General features: G+C 67.4%; 17 protein-coding genes. 11 read left to right on the top strand and 6 right to left on the bottom strand.

All coding sequences use genetic code 11. The features are described from left to right. Positions 1-3 precede the first annotated feature (3 nt). Both IP91_RS02245 and mdcH read left to right on the top strand, forming a co-directional pair. The gene (locus tag IP91_RS02245; protein WP_145647141.1) at positions 4-633 is read left to right on the top strand and encodes a malonate decarboxylase holo-ACP synthase; all 630 of its coding nucleotides are present in this window, start codon (positions 4-6) and stop codon (positions 631-633) included. After that, entirely contained in the window at positions 630-1,568 is a 939-nt protein-coding gene (gene mdcH / locus IP91_RS02250; protein ID WP_145647142.1) for a malonate decarboxylase subunit epsilon, read from the top strand. Before IP91_RS02245 ends, mdcH begins: the two co-directional genes overlap by 4 nt. Here mdcH and IP91_RS02255 read toward each other — a convergent pair. Genes IP91_RS02255 through IP91_RS02275 form a run of 5 tightly spaced genes read right to left on the bottom strand, consistent with a single transcriptional unit; the run spans position 1,556 to position 8,099 of the window. Further along, a complete protein-coding gene (locus IP91_RS02255) occupies positions 1,556-3,982 on the bottom strand; it encodes a DNA internalization-related competence protein ComEC/Rec2 (protein WP_145647143.1) in 2,427 nt (808 codons plus the stop codon). The genes mdcH and IP91_RS02255 overlap by 13 nt on opposite strands. 47 nt (positions 3,983-4,029) lie before the next feature. Next, on the bottom strand, positions 4,030-4,842 hold the full coding sequence (locus IP91_RS02260; protein ID WP_145647144.1) for a TatD family hydrolase: 813 nt from the start codon (positions 4,840-4,842) through the stop codon (positions 4,030-4,032). Positions 4,843-4,854: 12 nt separating this feature from the next. Further along, positions 4,855-5,550, bottom strand: a complete 696-nt coding sequence (gene lolD / locus IP91_RS02265) for a lipoprotein-releasing ABC transporter ATP-binding protein LolD (protein ID WP_145647145.1) — start codon at positions 5,548-5,550, stop codon at positions 4,855-4,857. A 4-nt stretch (positions 5,551-5,554) separates the two neighbouring features. After that, positions 5,555-6,814 carry a lipoprotein-releasing ABC transporter permease subunit gene (locus IP91_RS02270; protein ID WP_145647146.1) on the bottom strand — a complete coding sequence of 420 codons (1,260 nt, stop codon included), beginning with the start codon at positions 6,812-6,814 and terminating at the stop codon, positions 5,555-5,557. A 19-nt stretch (positions 6,815-6,833) separates the two neighbouring features. Then, the gene (locus tag IP91_RS02275; RefSeq protein WP_145647147.1) at positions 6,834-8,099 is read right to left on the bottom strand and encodes a lipoprotein-releasing ABC transporter permease subunit; all 1,266 of its coding nucleotides are present in this window, start codon (positions 8,097-8,099) and stop codon (positions 6,834-6,836) included. 160 nt (positions 8,100-8,259) lie between these two features. Here IP91_RS02275 and IP91_RS02280 point away from each other — a divergent pair, with 160 nt between their 5' ends. From IP91_RS02280 to IP91_RS02305, 6 genes are all read left to right on the top strand, one after another. Continuing rightward, positions 8,260-9,285, top strand: a complete 1,026-nt coding sequence (locus tag IP91_RS02280) for a hypothetical protein (RefSeq protein ID WP_145647148.1) — start codon at positions 8,260-8,262, stop codon at positions 9,283-9,285. 6 nt (positions 9,286-9,291) lie between these two features. Then, the gene (gene recJ / locus IP91_RS02285) at positions 9,292-10,986 is read left to right on the top strand and encodes a single-stranded-DNA-specific exonuclease RecJ (RefSeq protein WP_145647149.1); all 1,695 of its coding nucleotides are present in this window, start codon (positions 9,292-9,294) and stop codon (positions 10,984-10,986) included. An 81-nt stretch (positions 10,987-11,067) separates the two neighbouring features. Next, the gene (locus IP91_RS02290) at positions 11,068-11,505 is read left to right on the top strand and encodes an antitoxin Xre/MbcA/ParS toxin-binding domain-containing protein (RefSeq protein WP_145647150.1); all 438 of its coding nucleotides are present in this window, start codon (positions 11,068-11,070) and stop codon (positions 11,503-11,505) included. Further along, a complete protein-coding gene (locus IP91_RS02295) occupies positions 11,506-12,222 on the top strand; it encodes an RES family NAD+ phosphorylase (protein WP_229473749.1) in 717 nt (238 codons plus the stop codon). It abuts the gene before it with no gap. A 1-nt stretch (position 12,223) separates the two neighbouring features. Further along, positions 12,224-12,541, top strand: a complete 318-nt coding sequence (locus IP91_RS02300) for a DUF2288 domain-containing protein (protein WP_145647151.1) — start codon at positions 12,224-12,226, stop codon at positions 12,539-12,541. 42 nt (positions 12,542-12,583) lie between these two features. Continuing rightward, entirely contained in the window at positions 12,584-13,390 is an 807-nt protein-coding gene (locus tag IP91_RS02305; RefSeq protein ID WP_371860597.1) for a DUF817 domain-containing protein, read from the top strand. A 137-nt stretch (positions 13,391-13,527) separates the two neighbouring features. On the opposite strand, the gene IP91_RS02310 is transcribed toward IP91_RS02305, so the two are convergent. Continuing rightward, a complete protein-coding gene (locus IP91_RS02310) occupies positions 13,528-15,537 on the bottom strand; it encodes a bifunctional 2',3'-cyclic-nucleotide 2'-phosphodiesterase/3'-nucleotidase (RefSeq protein ID WP_145647153.1) in 2,010 nt (669 codons plus the stop codon). Between the two features lie 151 nt (positions 15,538-15,688). Between IP91_RS02310 and prfB the strand changes: the two genes are divergently transcribed. The 3 genes from prfB (at position 15,689) to lysS (ending at position 19,019) form a co-directional block, all read left to right on the top strand. After that, a protein-coding gene (prfB, locus tag IP91_RS02315) for a peptide chain release factor 2 (RefSeq protein WP_145647154.1) occupies positions 15,689-16,793 on the top strand; the annotation gives its coding sequence in 2 pieces (ribosomal slippage) (positions 15,689-15,769 and positions 15,771-16,793; 1,104 coding nt in all). Position 16,794: 1 nt separating this feature from the next. Beyond that, on the top strand, positions 16,795-17,484 hold the full coding sequence (locus IP91_RS02320; protein ID WP_145647155.1) for an HAD family hydrolase: 690 nt from the start codon (positions 16,795-16,797) through the stop codon (positions 17,482-17,484). Positions 17,485-17,486: 2 nt separating this feature from the next. Further along, the gene (gene lysS, locus IP91_RS02325) at positions 17,487-19,019 is read left to right on the top strand and encodes a lysine--tRNA ligase (RefSeq protein WP_145647156.1); all 1,533 of its coding nucleotides are present in this window, start codon (positions 17,487-17,489) and stop codon (positions 19,017-19,019) included. Positions 19,020-19,204: the final 185 nt, after the last annotated feature.

Below are 19,204 nucleotides of genomic sequence, written 5' to 3' on the forward strand. Positions count from 1 at the left end.
CCCATGCAACCGCACGCATTCCGTCCCCACGACCTGCTGTTCCTGCGCCTGCCGGACCGCTTCGATGCGGGTGGCGCGTGGCCGGACTGGCTCGACATCGCCTGGCTGCTGCGCGCCCCGCTGGTGGTGCGGCGCGACGTGGCGTCAGGCAGCCGGGTGCCGGTGGGTGCGCGAGGTATCACGCGCAGCCAGCGCTGCAAGGGCCACGTGCAGCGTGCCGCCGTGACGCGCTGCGTGACGCCCGAGATGCTGGCCCACGTGCCGGTGCCGCCGGACTGCACGCTGCCGCCCTTGCTCGCGCTGGCGGCGCTGGCGCCGCAACTCGATGCGCTGGGCGTGGCGTGGGGCCCGGCCGGCGGCGCCGGCTTCCAGCTGGCCAGCGGTCTCACCGCGCTGCGGCAGGACAGCGACCTCGATCTGCTGGTGCGGGCGCCGTCTCCCCTGTCGGGGCAGGTCATCGACCGCCTGCTGGCATTGCAGCAGGGGGCGTCCTGTCGCATCGACCTGCAGGTCGACACGGGCTGGGGTGGTTTCGCGCTGGCCGAGCTGGCGCGCGGCGGCCGGGTGCTGCTGAAGACGGCGCATGGACCGCTGCTGGTCGCGGACCCGTGGCGCCACGCCGAGGCGGCATGACGGTCCTGTTCACCTTTCCCGGCCAGGGCGCGCAGCGCCCCGGCATGCTGCATGCGCTGCCTGCGCATCCGGACACCGACCGCACGCTGGAGGAAGCGGCAGCGGTACTGGGGCACGATCCGCTGACGCTGGATACGGCAGCCGACTTGCGCTCCACCGTGGCGGTACAACTGTGCCTGCTGATCGCCGGCGTCGCCACGGCCCGGCACCTCGCCGCGCTGGGCGCCGTGCCGTCGATGGTGAGCGGCCTGTCGATCGGCGCGTACCCCGCCGCCGTCACGGCCGGCGTGCTGGCATTCGCCGATGCCGTGCGGCTGGTGGCGCAGCGCGCGCGCGCGATGGAGACCGCGTACCCGGCCGGCTATGGCATGACGGCCGTGACGGGGTTGACGGCCAGCGAGCTGGCGCCACTCATCGCCGGGGTCCATGGTCCCGGCCATCCCGTCTATCTCGCGAACCTGAACGGCCCGCGCCAGCTGGTGATGGCCGGTGCCGATGGCGCGCTGGACGCAGTGGCGGTCCTCGTGCAGGCCGGTGGCACGGGCGCGAAGGCGGAACGCCTGGCGGTTGCCGTGCCGTCCCACTGCGAGCTGTTCCAGACGCAGGCCGCCGAACTGGCAGCTGCGTTTGCCACCGTGACGCTGCGGCGCCCGCGCATCACCTACGTCAGCAGCAGCACCGCCCGCGCGCTGTTCGACGGCGCCGCCATTGGCGCCGACCTGGCCAGCAACATGGCGCGCCAGGTGCAGTGGTACGACACCCTCCGGCATGCCTGGGAACGGGGCGCCCGCGTGGCGGTTGAAATGCCGCCCGGGAGCGTGCTGACGAAGCTGGCGCAGCCGGTCTTTGCCGATGGCGTGGCCGTGAGCTGCGATGGTGCGCGACGCGAGGATATCGCCCGGCTGGTCGATGCCGGCCGCGATCAGTACCAGTAGCGCGGCCGGGTCTTGCGGTACTCCTCGATCGTCACGCCCTGGCCCACCGTGATGGTGATGGCCCCCACCTCGTCGCTGCGGGCGATCCGCACGGCCCGGCTGGCATAGCGTTCCACCACCTCCTGCTTCGGATGGCGATAGCGGTTGCGGTAGCCGACCTGGAACACGGCGGTACTCGGCTGGACCGCATCCAGGAAGGGCGCCGTCGACGACGTGCCGCTGCCGTGGTGCGGCACCAGCAGGATATCGGCGCGCAGCCGGGGGCCTTCGCGCGCCACGAGCTCGTTCTCCTGCCGCGCCTCGATGTCCCCGGGCAGCAGCACGGTGCCGCCGGCCGCCACGATGCGCAAGGTGCAGCTGCGGCCGTTCGTCTTCAGCGCCGCATCGGCATAGCTGGCGGCCGTGGGATGCAGCATCTCGAAGCGCACGCCGTCCCACTGCCACCGCTGGCCGGCGACGCAGTGCCGTTGCGCACGGGCGGCCAGTGCCGCGGGGTGATCGGGCGGCAGCGACGACAGCAGCCACGGCACCCCGATGTCGCGCAGTACCGACAACGCGCCGCCCGAGTGATCGCTGTCGCCATGGCTGACCACCAGCCCGTCGAGCCGGTGGATGCCGCGGGCGCGCAGGTAGGGCAGGATCACCCGGCCGCCCGCATCGGCCTCCTCACCGTACGACGGCCCCGTGTCGTACAGCAGCCGGTGGCCGGACGTTTCGACGAGCACCGCCATGCCCTGCCCCACGTCGAATGCCGTCACCCGAAGCGTGCCGGGTGCCGGCGCATCCGGCTGCAGCGCCAGCAATGGCAGCCAGGTGAAGAGCCCCAGCCAGCGGGCCGGCCAGCCCCGCGGCGCGAGCGCCCAGGCCGTGCCGACCAGCGCCAGCGCGAACAGCCACCAGGGCGGTACCGGTGCCGTCCACACGGCCAGCGGTACGGCGCTGAACCACTCGAGCAGTGCCGCCAGCCAGCGCATCGTCTCGTGGGCCAGCACCAGCAAGGGCGTTCCCAATGATGTCGGCAGCACGGCGCCGGCCAGCGCGAGCGGCGTGACCAGCAGGCTGACGACGGGGATGGCGATCGCATTGGCCAGCGGGCTGACCAGCGACACCTGCGCGAACAGCAGCAGCGTCAGCGGCACCAGTCCCAGCGTGACGGCGTATTGCGTCGTGACGGCGGCGCGCAGGCCGCGCAGCCAGCGCTGGCGGCGGGTCAGCGGCGTGGCGCGCTGCAGGTCGGGATCGGCCGCGGCGGGGTCGCCGGGATTCTTGTACACGGCGGTCCTTCCGACCGACGCATACAGGATCACGCCCACGGCGCCGAACGACAGCCAGAACCCAGGCCACATCACGGCCCAGGGGTCGATGAGGACCACCACGCAAGCGGCCAAAGCCAGCACGTGGGTCACGCTGGCCAGCCGATCCGTCCACAGGGCCAGCGCCACCACGCACAGCATGTACAGCGTGCGCTGCGCCGGAATGCCGAAGCCGGCCAGCAGAACGTACAGCAGCGCCGCCAGCATGCCGGCCAGCGCGGCGATCTTCTGCGCCGGCAGCAGCAGGGGCAGCTGCACCCGGCGCAGGAAGAACGAGCGGCGCCACAGTCCCGCCGCCAGCCATGCGACCAACCCCGCGATCATGGTGATGTGCAGGCCCGAGATGGACACGAGGTGGCTGATGCCCGTGCGGTTGAACACCTGCCAGTCCGACTGGTCGATCGCGCGCTGGTCGCCCACCACGAGCGCGACGATGACGCCGGCATAGTCCCGGCCTTCCAGCGCGCGCAGGATGCGCTCCCGCAGCATGGAACGCATGCGTTCCACCGCATTCGATGGCGTGACCACGAAGCCGGCCAGCCGTACATGCGGCCCTTCGGCACGCACATAGCCGGTGGCACGGACGCCCTGCTCCAGCAGCCACAGTTCGTAGTCGAAGCCATGCGGATTGGCGTTGCCGTGCGGCCGCTGCAGCCGTACCTTCAGGCGCCACCGCTCGCCCGGCTGCAGCACCGGCACCGGTTCCACGGCGCCGCGAAAGCCGGCGTACCACGAAAGCGCAATACGCGGCGGCACCGCCATGCCCTCGGCGCTTTCGACGGCAAAGTTAAAGCGGGTGAACTGGCTGGTGCGGTTGGGCAGGTTATCGATCGTGCCGGTGATGACGACATCGCGGCCTTCGTCGGCCTTCGCGAGCCCCGGCGCGAGAGCGTGCGTGGCGACCAGCGCGGCCCAGCAGAATCCGAGTGCCAGCCCGCACAGTGCGTTCGCCGCGACACGGCAGGCACCGCGCAGGCGCCAGGCACCCAGCAACGCCAGCATCGCGGATGCCAGGAACAACAGCAGCGGATGGGATGGCAATGCGGCCTGCTGCTGCAGGAGCGCGGCACCGCCGACGAAGCCGAGGATCGAACTGCGCATGCCACCTCACCGGGTCGGAAACCGCGGCACCGGCGGCACCGACGGGGCTACGGACCGCTTGCCCTGCCGGCGGCCCGCAAGCGGGGCATTACATGATGCGCATTCGCGGTGGTGACGGCTTGCAGTTCCTCAAGCGGCATGCCGCGCAAATCGGCCAGCACCTGCGCGATGCGCGGCACCTGGTCAGGCGTGTTCACGCCCGGATGCAGCCAGTGCGGCGCGATGTCCGGCGCATCCGTCTCCATCACGATCGAGGACAATGGCAGCTGCTCCGCCAGCCGCCTGATCTGCAAGGCGCGTGTAAAAGTCACATTGCCGCCGAAGCCCAGCCTGAAGCCGATGTCGATATAGCCCTGGGCCTGCTGGAAGCTGCCGTTGAAGGCATGGGCGATGCCGCCGACCGGCGGGATCTGCCGTACGTGCTTGAGCACCTGGTCCTGCGACTTGCGTACATGCGTGAGGATGGGCAGGCCGAACTCGCGGGCGATCTTCAGCTGCTCGCGGAAGAAGTGCACCTGTTTTTCGCGCATGGCCGGCTCGCACAGCGCGGGAAGGAAGAAATCGAGCCCCACTTCGCCGATGGCAACGAAGTTCGGATCGTCCAGCGCCACGCGCACGGCTTCGCGCAGGGCGGCCAGGTCGTCCTCGGTGGCCTGCGGCACGCAGATCGGGTGGATGCCCAGCGCGTAGCTGGCATTCCCGGCCTGCGCTGCCAGGGCACGCACGGCTTCCCAGTTCGACCGTGCGACGGCCGGGATGACGATCATGCCCACGCCCGCCTGTGCCGCGCGCGCCGCGACACCCAGCGCGTCGTCGCCGAATTCGCGGGCATCGAGGTGGCAGTGGGTATCGATCCACATGGCGCTGCCTTCCTAGGATTCCTGCCTGAGACCTTCGTCCGTCAGCCGCAGCACGCGGTCGCAGCGGCGCGCCAGTTCCGGATCGTGGGTGACGATCACGAAGGCGGTGCCCAGCGTGCGCGACAGCTCCAGCATGAGGTCGAAGATCTGCTCGGCCGTGGCGTGATCCAGGTTGCCGGTCGGTTCGTCGGCCAGCACGCAGGCCGGCTGCGTGACGATGGCGCGGGCCAGTGCCACGCGCTGCCGCTCCCCGCCGGACAGTTCGCCCGGCACATGCGTCACGCGCTTGGCCAGGTTCACGCGGGCCAGCATCTGCTGCGCCTGTTCCTGGGCCTGCGCGCGCTTCACGCGCCGGATCATCAGGGGCATCGCCACGTTGTCCAGTGCCGAGAATTCCGGCAGCAGGTGGTGGAACTGGTAGACGAAGCCCAGCGCCGCGTTGCGCAGGTCGCCGCGGGCCGCTTCGGACAGCGTGGCGAAATCCTTGTCGAGCAGGGTCACGTTGCCGGTGGTCGGGGTATCCAGGCCGCCTAGCAGGTGCAGCAGCGTCGACTTGCCGGAGCCGGAGGCGCCGATGATGGCGACCCGTTCGCCGCGCCGCACCGCGAAATCGATTCCCGTCAGTACCGGCACCGAGTAGCTGCCTTCCGTGAAGGTCTTGCCGAGATTGCGGCAGGACAGGACCACCGGATTGTCAACGTTGTTCATCGGCTCATTCATAGCGCAGCGCCTCGGCAGGTTTGACACGGGAAGCCCAGCGGCTCGGGTAGATGGTGGCCAGGAAGGCCAGCACCACGGAGATCACGCCGATCTTCGCCACGTCCGGCCAGCGCATGTCCGACGGCACGGTGTTGATGTAGTAGATTTCCTTCGACAAGAACTGCACTCCCAATAAATGTTCGATGAACGGCACGATCACATCGATGTTCAGCGCCACCAGCACCCCGCCCGTCACGCCGAGCGCGGTGCCGAGCAGGCCCACCAGCGCGCCCTGGATGACGAAGATCTTCATGATCGAATTCGGCGAGGCGCCCAGGGTGCGCAGGATGGCGATGTCCGGCTGCTTGTCCGTCACCGTCATCACGAGCGTCGACACCAGGTTGAACGCGGCCACGGCAACTATCAGCGTGAGGATGATGAACATCATGCGCTTTTCCGTCTGTACGGCGGCGAACCAGTTGGCGTTCAGCTTCGACCAGTCGCGCACCTGCAGGTGGGCCGGCATGATCTTCTTCAGTTCCTCGGCCACCTGCGGCGCGCGGTGCATGTCAGTCAGGCGCAGGCGCAGGCCGGCCGGCGCATCCATGCGCAGCATGCGTTCGGCATCCTGCAGGTGGATGAACGCCATGCCGGCATCGAACTCCTGGTGCTGGGCGGCAAAGATGCCGACCACGGTGAACGAGCGCATGCGCGGCACCAGGCCGGCCGGCGTCACCGTCCCCTGCGGCAGCACCATCGTCACTTTTTCGCCGATGCCCGCGTTCAGCGCCCGGGCCAGGTCGATGCCGAGCACGATGTTGAACTGGCCGGGCTGCAGCGCCTCGAAGCTGCCGAACCTGATGTGCTTCGCGATGTCGGACACGGCCGGTTCCTGCGCCGGCAGCACGCCGCGCACCATGGCCGGCCGCAGCGCCTCGGCGCCGTGCATCAGGCCCGCCTGGGTTTCCGAGAACGGCGCGGCGCCCTTCACTTCCGGATGGCGCAGCGCATTCTTCGCCTGCTGCTGCCAGTCCTGCATGCCGGCGTGCGAATCGAACACCTCCACGTGGGCCAGCACGGACAGCATGCGGTCCGTCACGTCCTTCTGGAAGCCGTTCATCACGGACAGGATGACGATCAGCGCCCCCACGCCCAGCGCGATGCCGGCCATGGAGATCAGCGAGATGAAGGAGATGAAGCTGTTGCGGCTGCTGCGCTTGCCGGCGCGCGTGTAGCGCAGGCCGACCAGCCATTCAAACGGTAACTGACTCATGGGGCCCTTGTTTGCAACCTTACTCATAGCGCAGCGCCTCCGCCGGTTTTACACGCGCCGCCCACCAGCTGGGGTACAAGGTCGCGACAAAGGCCAGCGCAATCGCGGTGCCGCCGATCGCGGCCACGTCGCCCAGCCGCAGGTCGGACGGCACGGCGCTGATGAAGTAGATATCCTTCGACAGGAACTTCATGCCCAGCACCGTTTCGATGGCAGGCACGATCACGTCGACATTGGCGGCAATGAGCACGCCGCCGGCCATGCCGAGCAGCGTGCCGATCACGCCGACCAAAGCCCCCTGCACCATGAAGATCTTCATGATCGACCGGGGCGAGGCGCCCAGGGTGCGCAGGATCGCGATGTCGGCCTGCTTGTCCGTGACGGTCATGACGAGCGTGGCGACGAGGTTGAACGCGGCCACCGCGATGATCAGCGTGAGGATGATGAACATCATGCGCTTCTGCGTCTGCACGGCGGCAAACCAGTTCACGTTCAGCTTCGACCAGTCGCGGATCAGCAGCTCGCCGGGCATCGTCTGCTTCAGCTGGAACGCCACCTCCGGCGCCTGGTCCATGTCCGCCACGCGCAGCCGCAGGCCGAACGGGCCGGCCAGGTTGAGCAGCTGCTGGCCGTCCGCCAGGTGCACATAGGCCAGCGAGGAGTCGAATTCGTTGTGGCCCGCTTCAAAAATGCCGACGACCGTAAAAGTGCGCATTGCCGGTGCGCCGCCGGACAGGCCGCCGCCTTCGGCCAGCGCCATCGCCACCTTGCCGCCCACCTTCACCTCGAGCGCTTTCGCCAGCTCGCTGCCCAGCACGATATTGAACGCGCCGGGCCGCAGGTCCGCCAGGCTGCCCTGCTTCACCTGTTGCGGCACCTGGGATACCTTGCCCTCTTCTTCCGGCAGGATGCCGCGCACGATGGCCGGCCGCAGCACGTCGCCGCCATGGGCCAGCAACGCCTGCAGCTCGACGAACGGCGCCGCGCCTTTCACTTCCGGGTTGGCGAATGCATTGCGGGCCGTGGCGCGCCAGTCGGCCATCGGACCGCCCATCTGGTAGATCTCGATATGACCCAGCACCGACAGCATGCGCGTGGTGACTTCCTTCTGGAAGCCGTTGTAGACGGAGAGGACGATGATCAGCGCGGCCACGCCCAGGCCGATGCCCGCCATCGAGATGGCGGAGATGAAGGAGATGAAGCTGTTGCGGCCGCTGCGCTTGCCGGCGCGCGTGTAGCGCAGCCCGACCAGCCATTCGAACGGCATCCGGTGCATGAAACCCATGGCAGGGACGTATCCTTGTCGCGAAAGTGCGCAGTGTGCCATATAAACAGCATTCCATGGCTTACTGATGAGCTGCATGATGAGAGACGGCCTGGCGGCACCCGAAGAGAGAAGGCCCGCGGCAGCGAGCAGTGCCCGCCCCGATCCATTACAATGCCGCATGGCTTCCACCACCCTCGTTTTGCCGTTCGGGCTGCCGCCCGCGGAAATGGCGCCGGACCTGGTTCGCGCACTGCAGACTCCCTCCCTGGCGACTTTACTTTCTCGCAACAGCACGCATTCGACGCACGCGTTCGACCTCGACGCGCGCCTGCTGCCGCACGAGGCGTGGCTGGCGCATGCGCTGGGCCTGGCCGGCGATCCGTCCACGCAGCCGGCCGCGCCGTTCGCACCGGCCGTCATGCGCGGCTACGGACTGCAGCCTGCGGAAGGCTTCTGGTTCATCCTGCATCCGGTGCATGTGCAGATCGGCACGCACCTGACGATGCCGGACCTGCGCAACCTGCCCATCGGCGAGGAGGAGTCGCGCACGCTGTTCGAGGCCGCGCTGCCGCTCTTTGATGGACCGGGCAAGGCGCTGGTGTATGGCGACGCGCGTACCTGGTTCCTGCGTGCGGACGACTGGGCGGCACTGTCCACCGCGTCGCCGGATGCGGCCAGTGGCGACAACCTGCACGACTGGATGCCGGCGGGCGCCGTCGCGCGCGATTTCCGCCGCCTGCAGAACGAAGTGCAGATGCTTTGGCACGCGCATCCCGTCAATGCGGGCCGCGCGCTGCCCGTCAATTCGTTCTGGATGTGGGCCGGCGCGGCCGCCACGCTGCCGCCGTCGTCGCCGGCATTGGCGACGACGGATGCACCCGGCTGGCTCGCCGCGCTGGCGGCACCGGAACTGCGCGATGCCACGGCGGTCCAATGGCTGGCCACCGCGGGAGCGCACCGGCTCGCCGTGCCGGCCGGCCTGATCGGCGCCGCGCTGGCCGAGGACTGGGGCCGCTGGCTGCAGCTGATGGCCGCGCTGGAAGCGGAATGGTTCGCACCACTGCTGGGGGCCCTGAAGTCGGGCCAGTTGCGCGACGTGGACTTGGTGCTGACGAACCGCCGCGGCTGGACCACGACCACGACCACCAGACTTGCGCTGAACAAATTCTGGCGCACCGACACACTGAAGAACCTCCTTGCCTGAGCACACATGACCCGCATCGCCCACCGTCCCGCGCCGTTTCGCGAAGCCGAAATGCTGCGCCAGGGCGGCATCCACCCCGTCCTTGCCCGCCTGTTCGCCGCACGCGGCCTCGTCGACCCGAAGGACCTGTCGTCCGAGCTGGGCGCGCTGATCCTGCCGGCCGGCCTGCTGCACATCGACGCGGCCGCCACCTTCCTGGCCGACTCGATCGCCGCGCGAAAGCGCATGGTGATCGTGGCCGACTACGACTGCGATGGCGCCACCGCCTGCGCCGTGGCGCTGCGCGGCCTGCGCGCAATGGGCGCGAACGTCGACTTCATCGTGCCGAACCGCTTCGAATATGGCTATGGCCTCACGCCGGAAATCGTCGCCCTCACCGCGCGCGAGAAATCGCCGGACATCATCATCACCGTCGATAACGGCATCGCCAGCATCGACGGCGTGGAGGAAGCCAAGCGGCGCGGCATCGAAGTGGTCGTCACCGATCACCACCTGCCGGGGGACCGGCTGCCCGATGCGCGCGTGATCGTGAATCCGAACCAGCCGGCCTGCGGCTTCCCGTCGAAGAACCTGGCCGGCGTGGGCGTGGTGTTCTACGTGCTGCTGGCGCTGCGCGCGGAATTGCGCCGCCGCGGCGTGTTCGATGCGCAGACGCAGCCCAAGCTCGACAGCCTGCTGGACCTCGTCGCGCTGGGCACGGTGGCAGACGTGGTGAAGCTCGATGCCAACAACCGCATCCTCGTCGCGCAGGGCCTGAAGCGGATGCGCGCCGGCCGCATGCATGCCGGCGTGGCCGCGCTGTTCCGGGTCGCCGGCCGGCAGGCGCGCAGCGCCACGCCGTTCGACTTGGGCTTCGCGCTCGGCCCGCGCCTCAACGCGGCCGGCCGGCTGGAGGACATGTCGCTGGGGATCGAGTGCCTCGTGACGGACGACGAAGGCCGCGCCTGGGCGCTGGCGCAGCAGCTCAACGAGATCAACATCAAGCGTCGCGAGATCGAAGCCGAGATGCAGGATGCCGCGCTGCTGCACCTGGACGACTTCCAGCCGAAGGAGAGCAACACGATCTGCGTGTTCGACGAAGGCTGGCACCAGGGCGTGATCGGCATCGTCGCCTCGCGGCTGAAGGAGAAGTTCTACCGTCCGACCATCACGTTCGCCCCCGCCGGTGACGGCTGGATCAAGGGTTCCGGCCGGTCGATCGCCGGCTTCCACATGCGCGATGCGCTGGACCTGGTGTCGAAAAAGGCGCCCAGCCTGATCGACAAGTTCGGCGGCCACGCGATGGCGGCCGGCCTGTCGCTGCGCGCCGATGCGTTCGACACCTTCGCCCAGGCGTTCGAAACGGTGGGCCAGTCGTGGCTGACCGACACCCAGCTGGAACGGGTCATCGAAACGGACGGGCCGCTGGAAGACGGCTACTACACCACCCAGTTCATCGAGCTGATGGACGGCATCGTCTGGGGACAAGGGTTTGCACCGCCGGTGTTCTGCGACGAGTTCCGCGTGGTGAGCCAGCGCATCCTGAAGGAAAAGCACCTGAAGCTGCTGCTGGAGAAGAACGGCGCGCGCTACGATGCCATCTGGTTCGGCCATACCGATGCGCTGGGCGACCGGGCGCGGGTGGCATTCCGCCTGGATGCCAACGAGTACAACGGCACCACCCGCGTGCAGCTACTGGTGGAGCACGCCGAGGCAGCCTAGGGCGCGCATCGCCCGGCACCGCGCCGGTCGCTTGCAATGACTCTGGAAACGGAGTATAACGACTCCATACATGGAGGAGCTATGCAACACGCCTATGCCTATCCGAAGAGCCGCTTCGAACCGGTGGTGCCCGTCGACCTGAATGCCAGGGGCGAACGCGAGCGCCTGTCCCGGTCCGCGCTGAAAGGGTTTTTCCGGCTCGCCGCGGCCTGGAAACTGCGCGACGACGAGGCCCGCGAACTGCTGGGCGGCCTGTCCAGCAGTGCCTTCTACGAGTGGAAGAAGCAGCCCGACCGGGTGCTCGAGGTGGACCGCATCACACGCATCTCCTACCTGCTCGGCATCTACAAATCCCTGCACATCCTGTACGGCGACAAGCTCGCCGATGAATGGGTGGCCCTGCCCAATAAAAACGTCATCTTCGGCGGCCGCACGCCGCTGGCCTTCATGCTGGCCGGCGGCCTGCTGGCCATGCAGACCGTGCGCAAGCTGGTCGATGCGCGGCGCGGGGGCCTGTAATTGGCGGTCGCGCCGGTGCTGCCCGTGCCGCCGCAGCGCCTGCTGCGCCAGTTCGATACCTGCCGCCTGATCCAGTCCCGCTTCGCCGATGTCGAGGACTCGGTGCTGGCGCCGCTGGCCGAGGGGCAGAAGGAGCTCGACGACCTGTTCGAGCTCGATAACGCCACCAACGCGCGCCTGCTGGCAGAGCACGGCGGCGCACCGGGCATCGGCATCGGCGAACTGCTGTTCCATGTGCCGAACTACCGCATCGTCAACGCCGCCTTCACCTACGCCCGTCCCGAAGGCAGCCGGTTCAATGACGGCGAACGGGGGGCCTGGTACTGTGCCTTCGACGCCGAGACGGCGCTGGCCGAAGTGATCTTCCACAAGACCGTCGAATATGCGGAAATCGACCGCTTCGACGACAGCGTCAGCTACCAGGCGATGCTGGCGGACTTTACCGCGCAGTTCCACGATATCCGCGGCCTGCCCGCGTTTGCCGACTGCCTGGCGCCGGACAGCTATGTGGCATCCCAGCTGCTGGCCGAGCGGCTGCTCGATGCCGGCTCGACCGGCATCATCTATCCGAGCGTGCGCCGGCCGGCGGGCACCAACCTGGCCTGCTTCCGGCCCGCACTCGTCGGCAACGTTCGCAAAGGTCTGGCCTATCGGTTAACATGGGAAGGCAGCCCGACGCCGCGCGTGGAGCCCATTGAACCGAACCACCAGAACTGACATGCAGACCAATCCCGACAAAGACGAAGAACTCCAGCAGAAGGTCAACCGCGAGACAGCGCGCCTGCCATGGACGGAGCTGGTGCGCCACTTCGCCTCCGGCAACGTGGTGTGGATCGCGGACGAGCTGGACCTCGTGGATGTCGCCGTGCGCATCGCCCATGACGACAAGGCCAGCATCGGCCAGTGGATGGCCGCCGGCCAGATCGCCAAGGTGAGCGATGCGCAGGCGCAGACCTGGCTGGCGACGAATGCCGAGCTGTGGGCCTCTGTCGTGAGCCCGTTCATCCTTGTGCAGCAGCAGAAGATCCGCCACTGACGCGCTGCCATGCTGAGCGCGCTGGACGCCCACCTGACCGATATGCGGCCGCGTGCGTTGCGGCCGGTGGCGCGCCCGCTCGTCGAATTCCTGTACTTCGGCATCAAGGAAGCGCGCGCCTGCCTGTTCGCCGGGCTGTTCTTCCTGTCGGTCTTCGTGGTGCCGCGCGCCGGCCTGTTCGGCATCGCCCGCTATGACGTCCTGTTCGCCATCGCGCTGCTGATCCAGGGCTGGATGCTGTATGCGCGGCTGGAAACGTGGGACGAAGTGAAGGCCATCGGGCTGTTCCACGTCGTCGGTTTCGCGCTGGAGGTGTTCAAGACGTCGTCCGGCATCGCCTCCTGGAGCTATCCGGATGCGGGGGTGACGAAACTGTTCGGCGTGCCGCTGTTCTCCGGCTTCATGTATGCGGCGATCGGCAGCTACATCATCCAGGCCTGGCGGCTGCTGGACCTGCGCATCCGCCACCATCCGCCGTACCCGATGGCCGCCGCGATCGCGATCCTCATCTACGTCAACTTCTACACGCACCATTTCATCGGCGACTTCCGCTGGTACCTGGCCGCCTGCGCGCTGGGTTTGTACGCGCGCACCACCGTCATCTTCCGGCCGCTGGACCGGGACCGCCAGATGCCGCTGCTGCTGGGCTTCGTGCTGACGGGCTTCTTCATCTGGCTGGCCGAAAACATCGGCACGTTCATGGGCGTGTGGCGCTACCCGAACCAGCTGGGCGCCTGGTCCGCCGTCCACGTGAGCAAGTGGAGCGCCTGGTCGCTGCTGGTCATCATGACCTTCACCATCGTCGCCAACCTGAAGCACGTGAAGGCGCGCGTGCACGTGCCCGACTGAGAAATCCTGCTACGGCCGAGTTCGTGTCCACCTTGGGGTCAACCCCAAAATCGGACACGGGCTCATCCATGGCAACGGAGGAGCCCGTGTCCGAAAACGGGGTTGACCCCAAGGTGGACACAGGCTGAGCAGTACGCTTAGTTGGCGAGGTCGATGCCGTACAGCGCGAAGCCCTTGCCGCCGCCGTCGTCGGGGCGCAGTTCGCGGATGTTGGCGAGACCGGCTTCCCGGGCCAGCGCGGCCTTGCCCGGCGCCGAGTGGAAGACGACCGGGCCCTTCGTGGCGACCGGCGTGAAGCGCCAGCTGCGCGTGCTGCCGTTGGCGGCGCGCGTCAGGGCGCCCTGCTGGCGGATGTAGGCGATCAGCACATCCCGGTTGTTGTCCGGTGCGGCGACGACCGTGCGGCTGCCGTCCAGGCCGGGGAAGTTGCCGCCGCCACTGGCGCGGTAGTTATTGGTCGCGACGAGGAATTCCTGGCTAGGTGCGATGGCTGCGCCCTTGTAGCGCAGGTTCTTCACGCGCTTGCCGGGCGGCTGCGTGACGTCGATCTCGTAGTGCAGGTCGGGGCTGGTCGGGATGTCCGTGTTGAAGCCGGGGTAGCTGGTGCTGACCAGCTCCTGCGCCTCGGTGCGGGACGGGTCGATCGTGTTGAAGCGCCGCGCCGACTGTTCCAGCCAGGCCTGCAGGCCGGCGCCATCCACCTTCACGCCATGCAGCGCGTTCGGGAACAGGTACAGGTCGGCGGCATTGTTCAGGGCGATGCTGCCCGCCCGCACGTCCGTGTAGTTCGACACACCGGCCGATCCGGTCTTGAACGGTGCCGAGACCGACAACACCGGCAGCCGCGCATATTGCGGCAGGTTGGTCCTGACGTAGTCCTGCAGGTACGCGGCCTGCGCCTGGTTGACGATCTCGATGGCGCTGATGTCGCCCACGTCGGCGAAATACGTCGACATGCGGAAGTCCGTGCTGCCCACCGGCGTCTTCACGTAGCGGATGGTGGCCTCGTGCTCGGCCGCGACCAGTGCGCCGATGGCCGGATCGGCGGCGACGGACTGCGTGCCGCTGCGGATCGGCCGCGCCTCGACGGTGGTGCGCGACTTGTCGATCACCCAGGCCTTGCCGTCGAACGTCATGCGCAGGCCGACGACACCGAGGTGCTTGCCCCACAGGTCCGCCATCACGGTCGGCACGCCGTTCACGGTGCCCTTCACCTTGTCCACGCCCGGCAGGTTGAACTGCGGGACCGTGCTGGTCGCGTTCGGGAACACCTGGTGCGAGTGCCCGATCAGCAGCGCGTCGATGCCCGGCACGTGCGCGATGTGCCAGCTGCCGTTTTCCATCGTCGGCGAGTAGGTGTCGGCATCCAGGCCCGCGTGGGAGATCGCGACGACGATGTCGGCACCCTTCGCGCGCATCTCCGGCACGTAGCGCTGCGCCGTTTCACGCACGCCCACCGTGTAGACCTTGCCATCCAGCCAGCGCTTGTCCCAGGTGAGGATGGTGGGCGGCGCGAACGCGATGATGCCGACCTTCAGCGTGGCCTGCACCGGCGTGCCATCCGGCGCCGTGGCCGTGATGCGCTTGTCGATGATGGCGTAGGGCTGGAACAGCGGCTGCTTCGACTTCACGCTGTAGACGTTGGCCAGCACCTGCGGGAATTGCGGCCCCGCGCATTTTTCATTCGCCGCGACGCCTTCCACGTCGAAGCGGTTGCCCGTCACCTGGTTCAGGTAATCGAGTCCGTAGTTGAATTCGTGGTTGCCCACGCCGGCACCGTCGTAGCGAAGCGCGTTGAATGCCTTGTAGATGCCCAGCACCTCGCCGCAACCCACGCGCTTGACGAGCGCCTGGTAGTCGGCCAGCGCCGTGCCCTGGATCGAATCGCCGTTATCGAGCAGGACATTGTTCGGATATTCCTTGCGCGCAGCGGCGATCAAAGTCGCCGTGCGCTCCAGCCCGATCGATGGCTCGGCCGCCAGCTTGTAGTAGTCGTAGCTGACCACGTTGCTGTGCAGGTCGGTGGTTTCCAGCAGCGCGACGGTGGCTTGCGTGCCGGCGGGCGGCGTGGATGGCCCATCGGACGGCAGCGCGGCGCAGCCGGCCAGGATCAGGGGAACGAAACGAAGGGAATAACGAAATGTCATCTTCAGGACCGGTAGGTGGCAACGGCCAGCATGATACGGGAGCCGCGACGGTGGCGCCAGATTCGGCTCTGCCGGGCTGCCTGCCCCCGGAATCCGGTCACGATACGGTATAATCGCCGGTTCGATCGCCCCTCTAAGAGACAGAACAATCATGGAAGCAGAACGCATCAATTCCCTCGCCGCCCAGCTCGCAGACCTGACGTCCCGCGAAGCCGAACTTCGGAGGTATCTTTGACTTCGATGTGAAGTCGGAGAAGCTGGAACAACTGAACGCCGAACTGGAAGATCCGGCGGTCTGGAACGACCCGAAGAAGGCCCAGGACATGGGCCGCGAAAAGAAGGCGCTGGAAGCCATCGTCGACACGCTCACGAAAGCGAAGAGCGACCTGGCCGACATGGCCGAGCTGTTCGAGATGGGCAAGGAAGAAGCGGATGACGAGACGCTCGAATCCGTCATCGGCGACACGGCCGAGATCCAGAAGGTCATCGAAGGCCTGGAATTCCGCCGCATGTTCAACAATCCGATGGACCCGAACAACTGCTTCATCGACATCCAGGCCGGCGCCGGCGGTACCGAGGCCCAGGACTGGGCGTCGATGCTGCTGCGCCAGTACCTGCGCTATTGCGAACGCAAGGGCTTCAAGGTCGAGGTGATGGAACAGTCCGATGGTGAAGTCGCCGGCATCAAGACGGCCACCATCAAGGTCGAGGGCGACTACGCCTACGGCCACCTGCGCACCGAAACGGGCGTGCACCGCCTGGTCCGCAAGTCGCCGTTCGACAGCGCCAACGGCCGCCACACGTCGTTCACGTCGCTGTTCGTCTATCCGGAAGTGGATGACTCGATCGAGATCGAGATCAACCCGGCCGACCTGCGCATCGATACCTACCGCGCGTCCGGCGCCGGCGGCCAGCACATCAACAAGACCGACTCCGCCGTGCGCCTGACGCACGCGCCGTCCGGCATCGTCGTGCAGTGCCAGAACGACCGCTCGCAGCACCGCAACAAGGCCGAAGCGATGGAAATGCTGAAGGCCAAGCTGTACGAGCAGGAGCTGCGCAAGCGCATGAGCGAGCAGCAGAAGCTGGAAGACTCGAAGACGGACGTGGGCTGGGGCCACCAGATCCGCTCCTACGTGCTGGACCAGTCCCGCATCAAGGACCTGCGCACCGGCTTCGAGACCGGCAACACGAAGAACGTGCTGGACGGCGACCTGGACGATTTCATCTCCGCCTCGCTGAAGCAGGGTGTCTGACATGACGCAGACTCCCCGCGCGTTCATCTTCGACATGGACGGCACGATCGTCGACAACATGAGCTTCCACACGAAATCGTGGATCGCGTTTCTCGCCAAGCGCGGCCGCTCGGTCGACCCGGATGACTTCTTCCGCGACTCGGCCGGCCGCCAGGGCCACGAGATCATGCGCAGCTACATGGGCGCCGACCTGTCGGATGCCGAAACGGCCACGCTCGACGCCGAGAAGGAATCGCTGTACCGCGACCTGTACGGACCGCACCTGGAAGCGGTCGCAGGCTTCGAGTCGTTCATCGAAACGGCGCAGGAAGAGGACGTGCGCCTGGCCGTGGCCACGGCCGCGCCGCCGGCCAACATCGTCTTCACGCTCGATGGCCTGGACCTGCGCCGCCACTTCGATGCCGTCGTCGGCGCCGCCGATGTCGCGCGCGGCAAGCCGAATCCGGACGTGTTCCTGCTGGCGGCCGAACGCTGCGGCGTGGCACCCGGGCACTGCATCGTGTTCGAAGATGCGCCGCTCGGCGTGGAAGCGGCACGCCGCGCCGGCATGCGCGCGGTGGTGCTGACCACCACCCTGCCCGCCTCCGCCTTCGCCGAGTTCGACAACGTGATCTGCATCGCCCGCGATTTCACCGAGCTCGATATCGACGCGCTGTTCGACTCCTCACCCCTCATTCAACAAGCACAGTAACCATGACCACGGAAATCCAAGACCAGGCGCCAGGCCAGGACGACAACAAGATCATCGCCGAACGCCGCGCCAAGCTGGCCGCGCTCCGCGCCGAAGGTGGCGTCGCCTTCCCGAACGACTTCCGCCCGGAACACAAGGCCGCCGACCTGCACGCGCAGTACGCCGGCAAGTCGCGCGAGGAGCTGGAAGCCGCACCGGTGGCCGTGGTGCTGGCCGGCCGCATGATGCTCAAGCGCGAAGCGGGCAAGAAGGCCGCCTTCGCCACGCTGCAGGATGCCTCCGGTCCGAAGTCCGATGGCCGCGTGCAGATCTACGTGACGCTGGACGTGACGGGCGAAGCGTCGATGGAGGCGTTCCGCACCTACGACCTGGGCGACATCCTGGGCGTGAAGGGCACGCTGTTCAAGACCAAGACGGACGAACTGACGATCAAGGTCACCGAACTGCGCCTGATCACCAAGTCGCTGCGCCCGCTGCCGGACAAGTTCCACGGCCTGGCCGACCAGGAAACCAAGTACCGCCAGCGCTACGTGGACCTGATCATGAACGAGGACACGCGCCGCACCTTCAAGGCCCGCACGGCCGCGATCGCGTCGATCCGCCGCTTCATGCAGGACAACGAGTTCATGGAAGTCGAAACGCCGATGCTGCACACGATCCCCGGCGGCGCGGCGGCGAAACCCTTCATCACGCACCACAATGCGCTGGACATGCAGATGTTCCTGCGCATCGCGCCGGAGCTGTACCTGAAGCGCCTGGTGGTGGGCGGGTTCGACCGCGTGTTCGAGATCAACCGCAACTTCCGCAACGAGGGCGTGTCGATCCGTCACAACCCCGAGTTCACCATGATGGAGTTCTACGCGGCGTACACGGACTACCAGTGGATCATGAACTTCACGGAAGCCGTGATCCGCCAGGCCGCGACCGATGCGCACGGCTCCGCGGTGCTGACCTACGGCGGCCGCGAGCTCGATCTGTCGAAGCCGTTCCACCGCCTGACGATCGTCGGCGCCATCAACAAGTTCGCGCCGCACTACACGGCCGAGCAGCTGGAAGACGCCGAGTACATCAAGGCCGAGCTGAAGAAGTTCGGCGTCAAGCCGCATGCGCATTCCGGCCTGGGCGCACTGCAGCTGGCGCTGTTCGAAGAAACCGCCGAAGCGCAGCTGTGGGAGCCGACGTTCATCATCGACTACCCGGAAGAAGTCTCGCCGCTGGCCCGCGCCTCGGACACCCGGAAGGGCATCACCGAGCGCTTCGAGCTGTTCATGGTGGGCCGCGAGATCGCCAACGGCTTCTCGGAGCTGAACGATGCGGAAGACCAGTCGGCCCGCTTCCTGGCCCAGGTGGCCGCCAAGGAAGCCGGCGACGACGAAGCGATGTTCTACGACGCCGACTACATCCGCGCGCTGGAATACGGCATGCCGCCGGCCGGCGGCTGCGGCATCGGCATCGACCGGCTGATCATGCTGCTGACGGACTCGCCGAACATTCGCGACGTGCTGCTGTTCCCGCACCTGCGCAAGGAAGACTGAGTTTCGCCTTCATCGGCGCATGCAAAAAAACGCGGCCTTGGCCGCGTTTTTTATTGTTGGCTGGTGAGCAGCGGGGTCTGACCCATGGCGCCCGTGACGTTCATCCTGATTGCTGCCATTGCCGCGGGTCTGACCCCAGCAGTTTGCAGGCGTCGCGATGGCGCCAGCGAAAAGCTGGGGTCAGA

Origin of the sequence: Pseudoduganella lurida (assembly GCF_007830455.1) — a bacterium.
Classification (GTDB): domain Bacteria; phylum Pseudomonadota; class Gammaproteobacteria; order Burkholderiales; family Burkholderiaceae_D; genus Rugamonas; species Rugamonas lurida.

Bases quoted from the DNA above. Each gene is read 5' to 3' on its own strand.
- IP91_RS02270 (WP_145647146.1), bottom strand. From the start codon at position 6,814: ATGAGTCAGTTACCGTTTGAATGGCTGGTCGGCCTGCGCTACACGCGC.
- IP91_RS02245 (WP_145647141.1), top strand. From the start codon at position 4: ATGCAACCGCACGCATTCCGTCCCCACGACCTGCTGTTCCTGCGCCTG.
- IP91_RS02255 (WP_145647143.1), bottom strand. From the start codon at position 3,982: ATGCGCAGTTCGATCCTCGGCTTCGTCGGCGGTGCCGCGCTCCTGCAG.
- IP91_RS02275 (WP_145647147.1), bottom strand. From the start codon at position 8,099: ATGGGTTTCATGCACCGGATGCCGTTCGAATGGCTGGTCGGGCTGCGC.
- IP91_RS02320 (WP_145647155.1), top strand. From the start codon at position 16,795: ATGACGCAGACTCCCCGCGCGTTCATCTTCGACATGGACGGCACGATC.
- IP91_RS02305 (WP_371860597.1), top strand. From the start codon at position 12,584: ATGCGGCCGCGTGCGTTGCGGCCGGTGGCGCGCCCGCTCGTCGAATTC.
- mdcH (WP_145647142.1), top strand. From the start codon at position 630: ATGACGGTCCTGTTCACCTTTCCCGGCCAGGGCGCGCAGCGCCCCGGC.
- IP91_RS02300 (WP_145647151.1), top strand. From the start codon at position 12,224: ATGCAGACCAATCCCGACAAAGACGAAGAACTCCAGCAGAAGGTCAAC.
- IP91_RS02280 (WP_145647148.1), top strand. From the start codon at position 8,260: ATGGCTTCCACCACCCTCGTTTTGCCGTTCGGGCTGCCGCCCGCGGAA.
- lolD (WP_145647145.1), bottom strand. From the start codon at position 5,550: ATGAACAACGTTGACAATCCGGTGGTCCTGTCCTGCCGCAATCTCGGC.
- IP91_RS02260 (WP_145647144.1), bottom strand. From the start codon at position 4,842: ATGTGGATCGATACCCACTGCCACCTCGATGCCCGCGAATTCGGCGAC.
- IP91_RS02290 (WP_145647150.1), top strand. From the start codon at position 11,068: ATGCAACACGCCTATGCCTATCCGAAGAGCCGCTTCGAACCGGTGGTG.
- IP91_RS02310 (WP_145647153.1), bottom strand. From the start codon at position 15,537: ATGACATTTCGTTATTCCCTTCGTTTCGTTCCCCTGATCCTGGCCGGC.
- recJ (WP_145647149.1), top strand. From the start codon at position 9,292: ATGACCCGCATCGCCCACCGTCCCGCGCCGTTTCGCGAAGCCGAAATG.
- lysS (WP_145647156.1), top strand. From the start codon at position 17,487: ATGACCACGGAAATCCAAGACCAGGCGCCAGGCCAGGACGACAACAAG.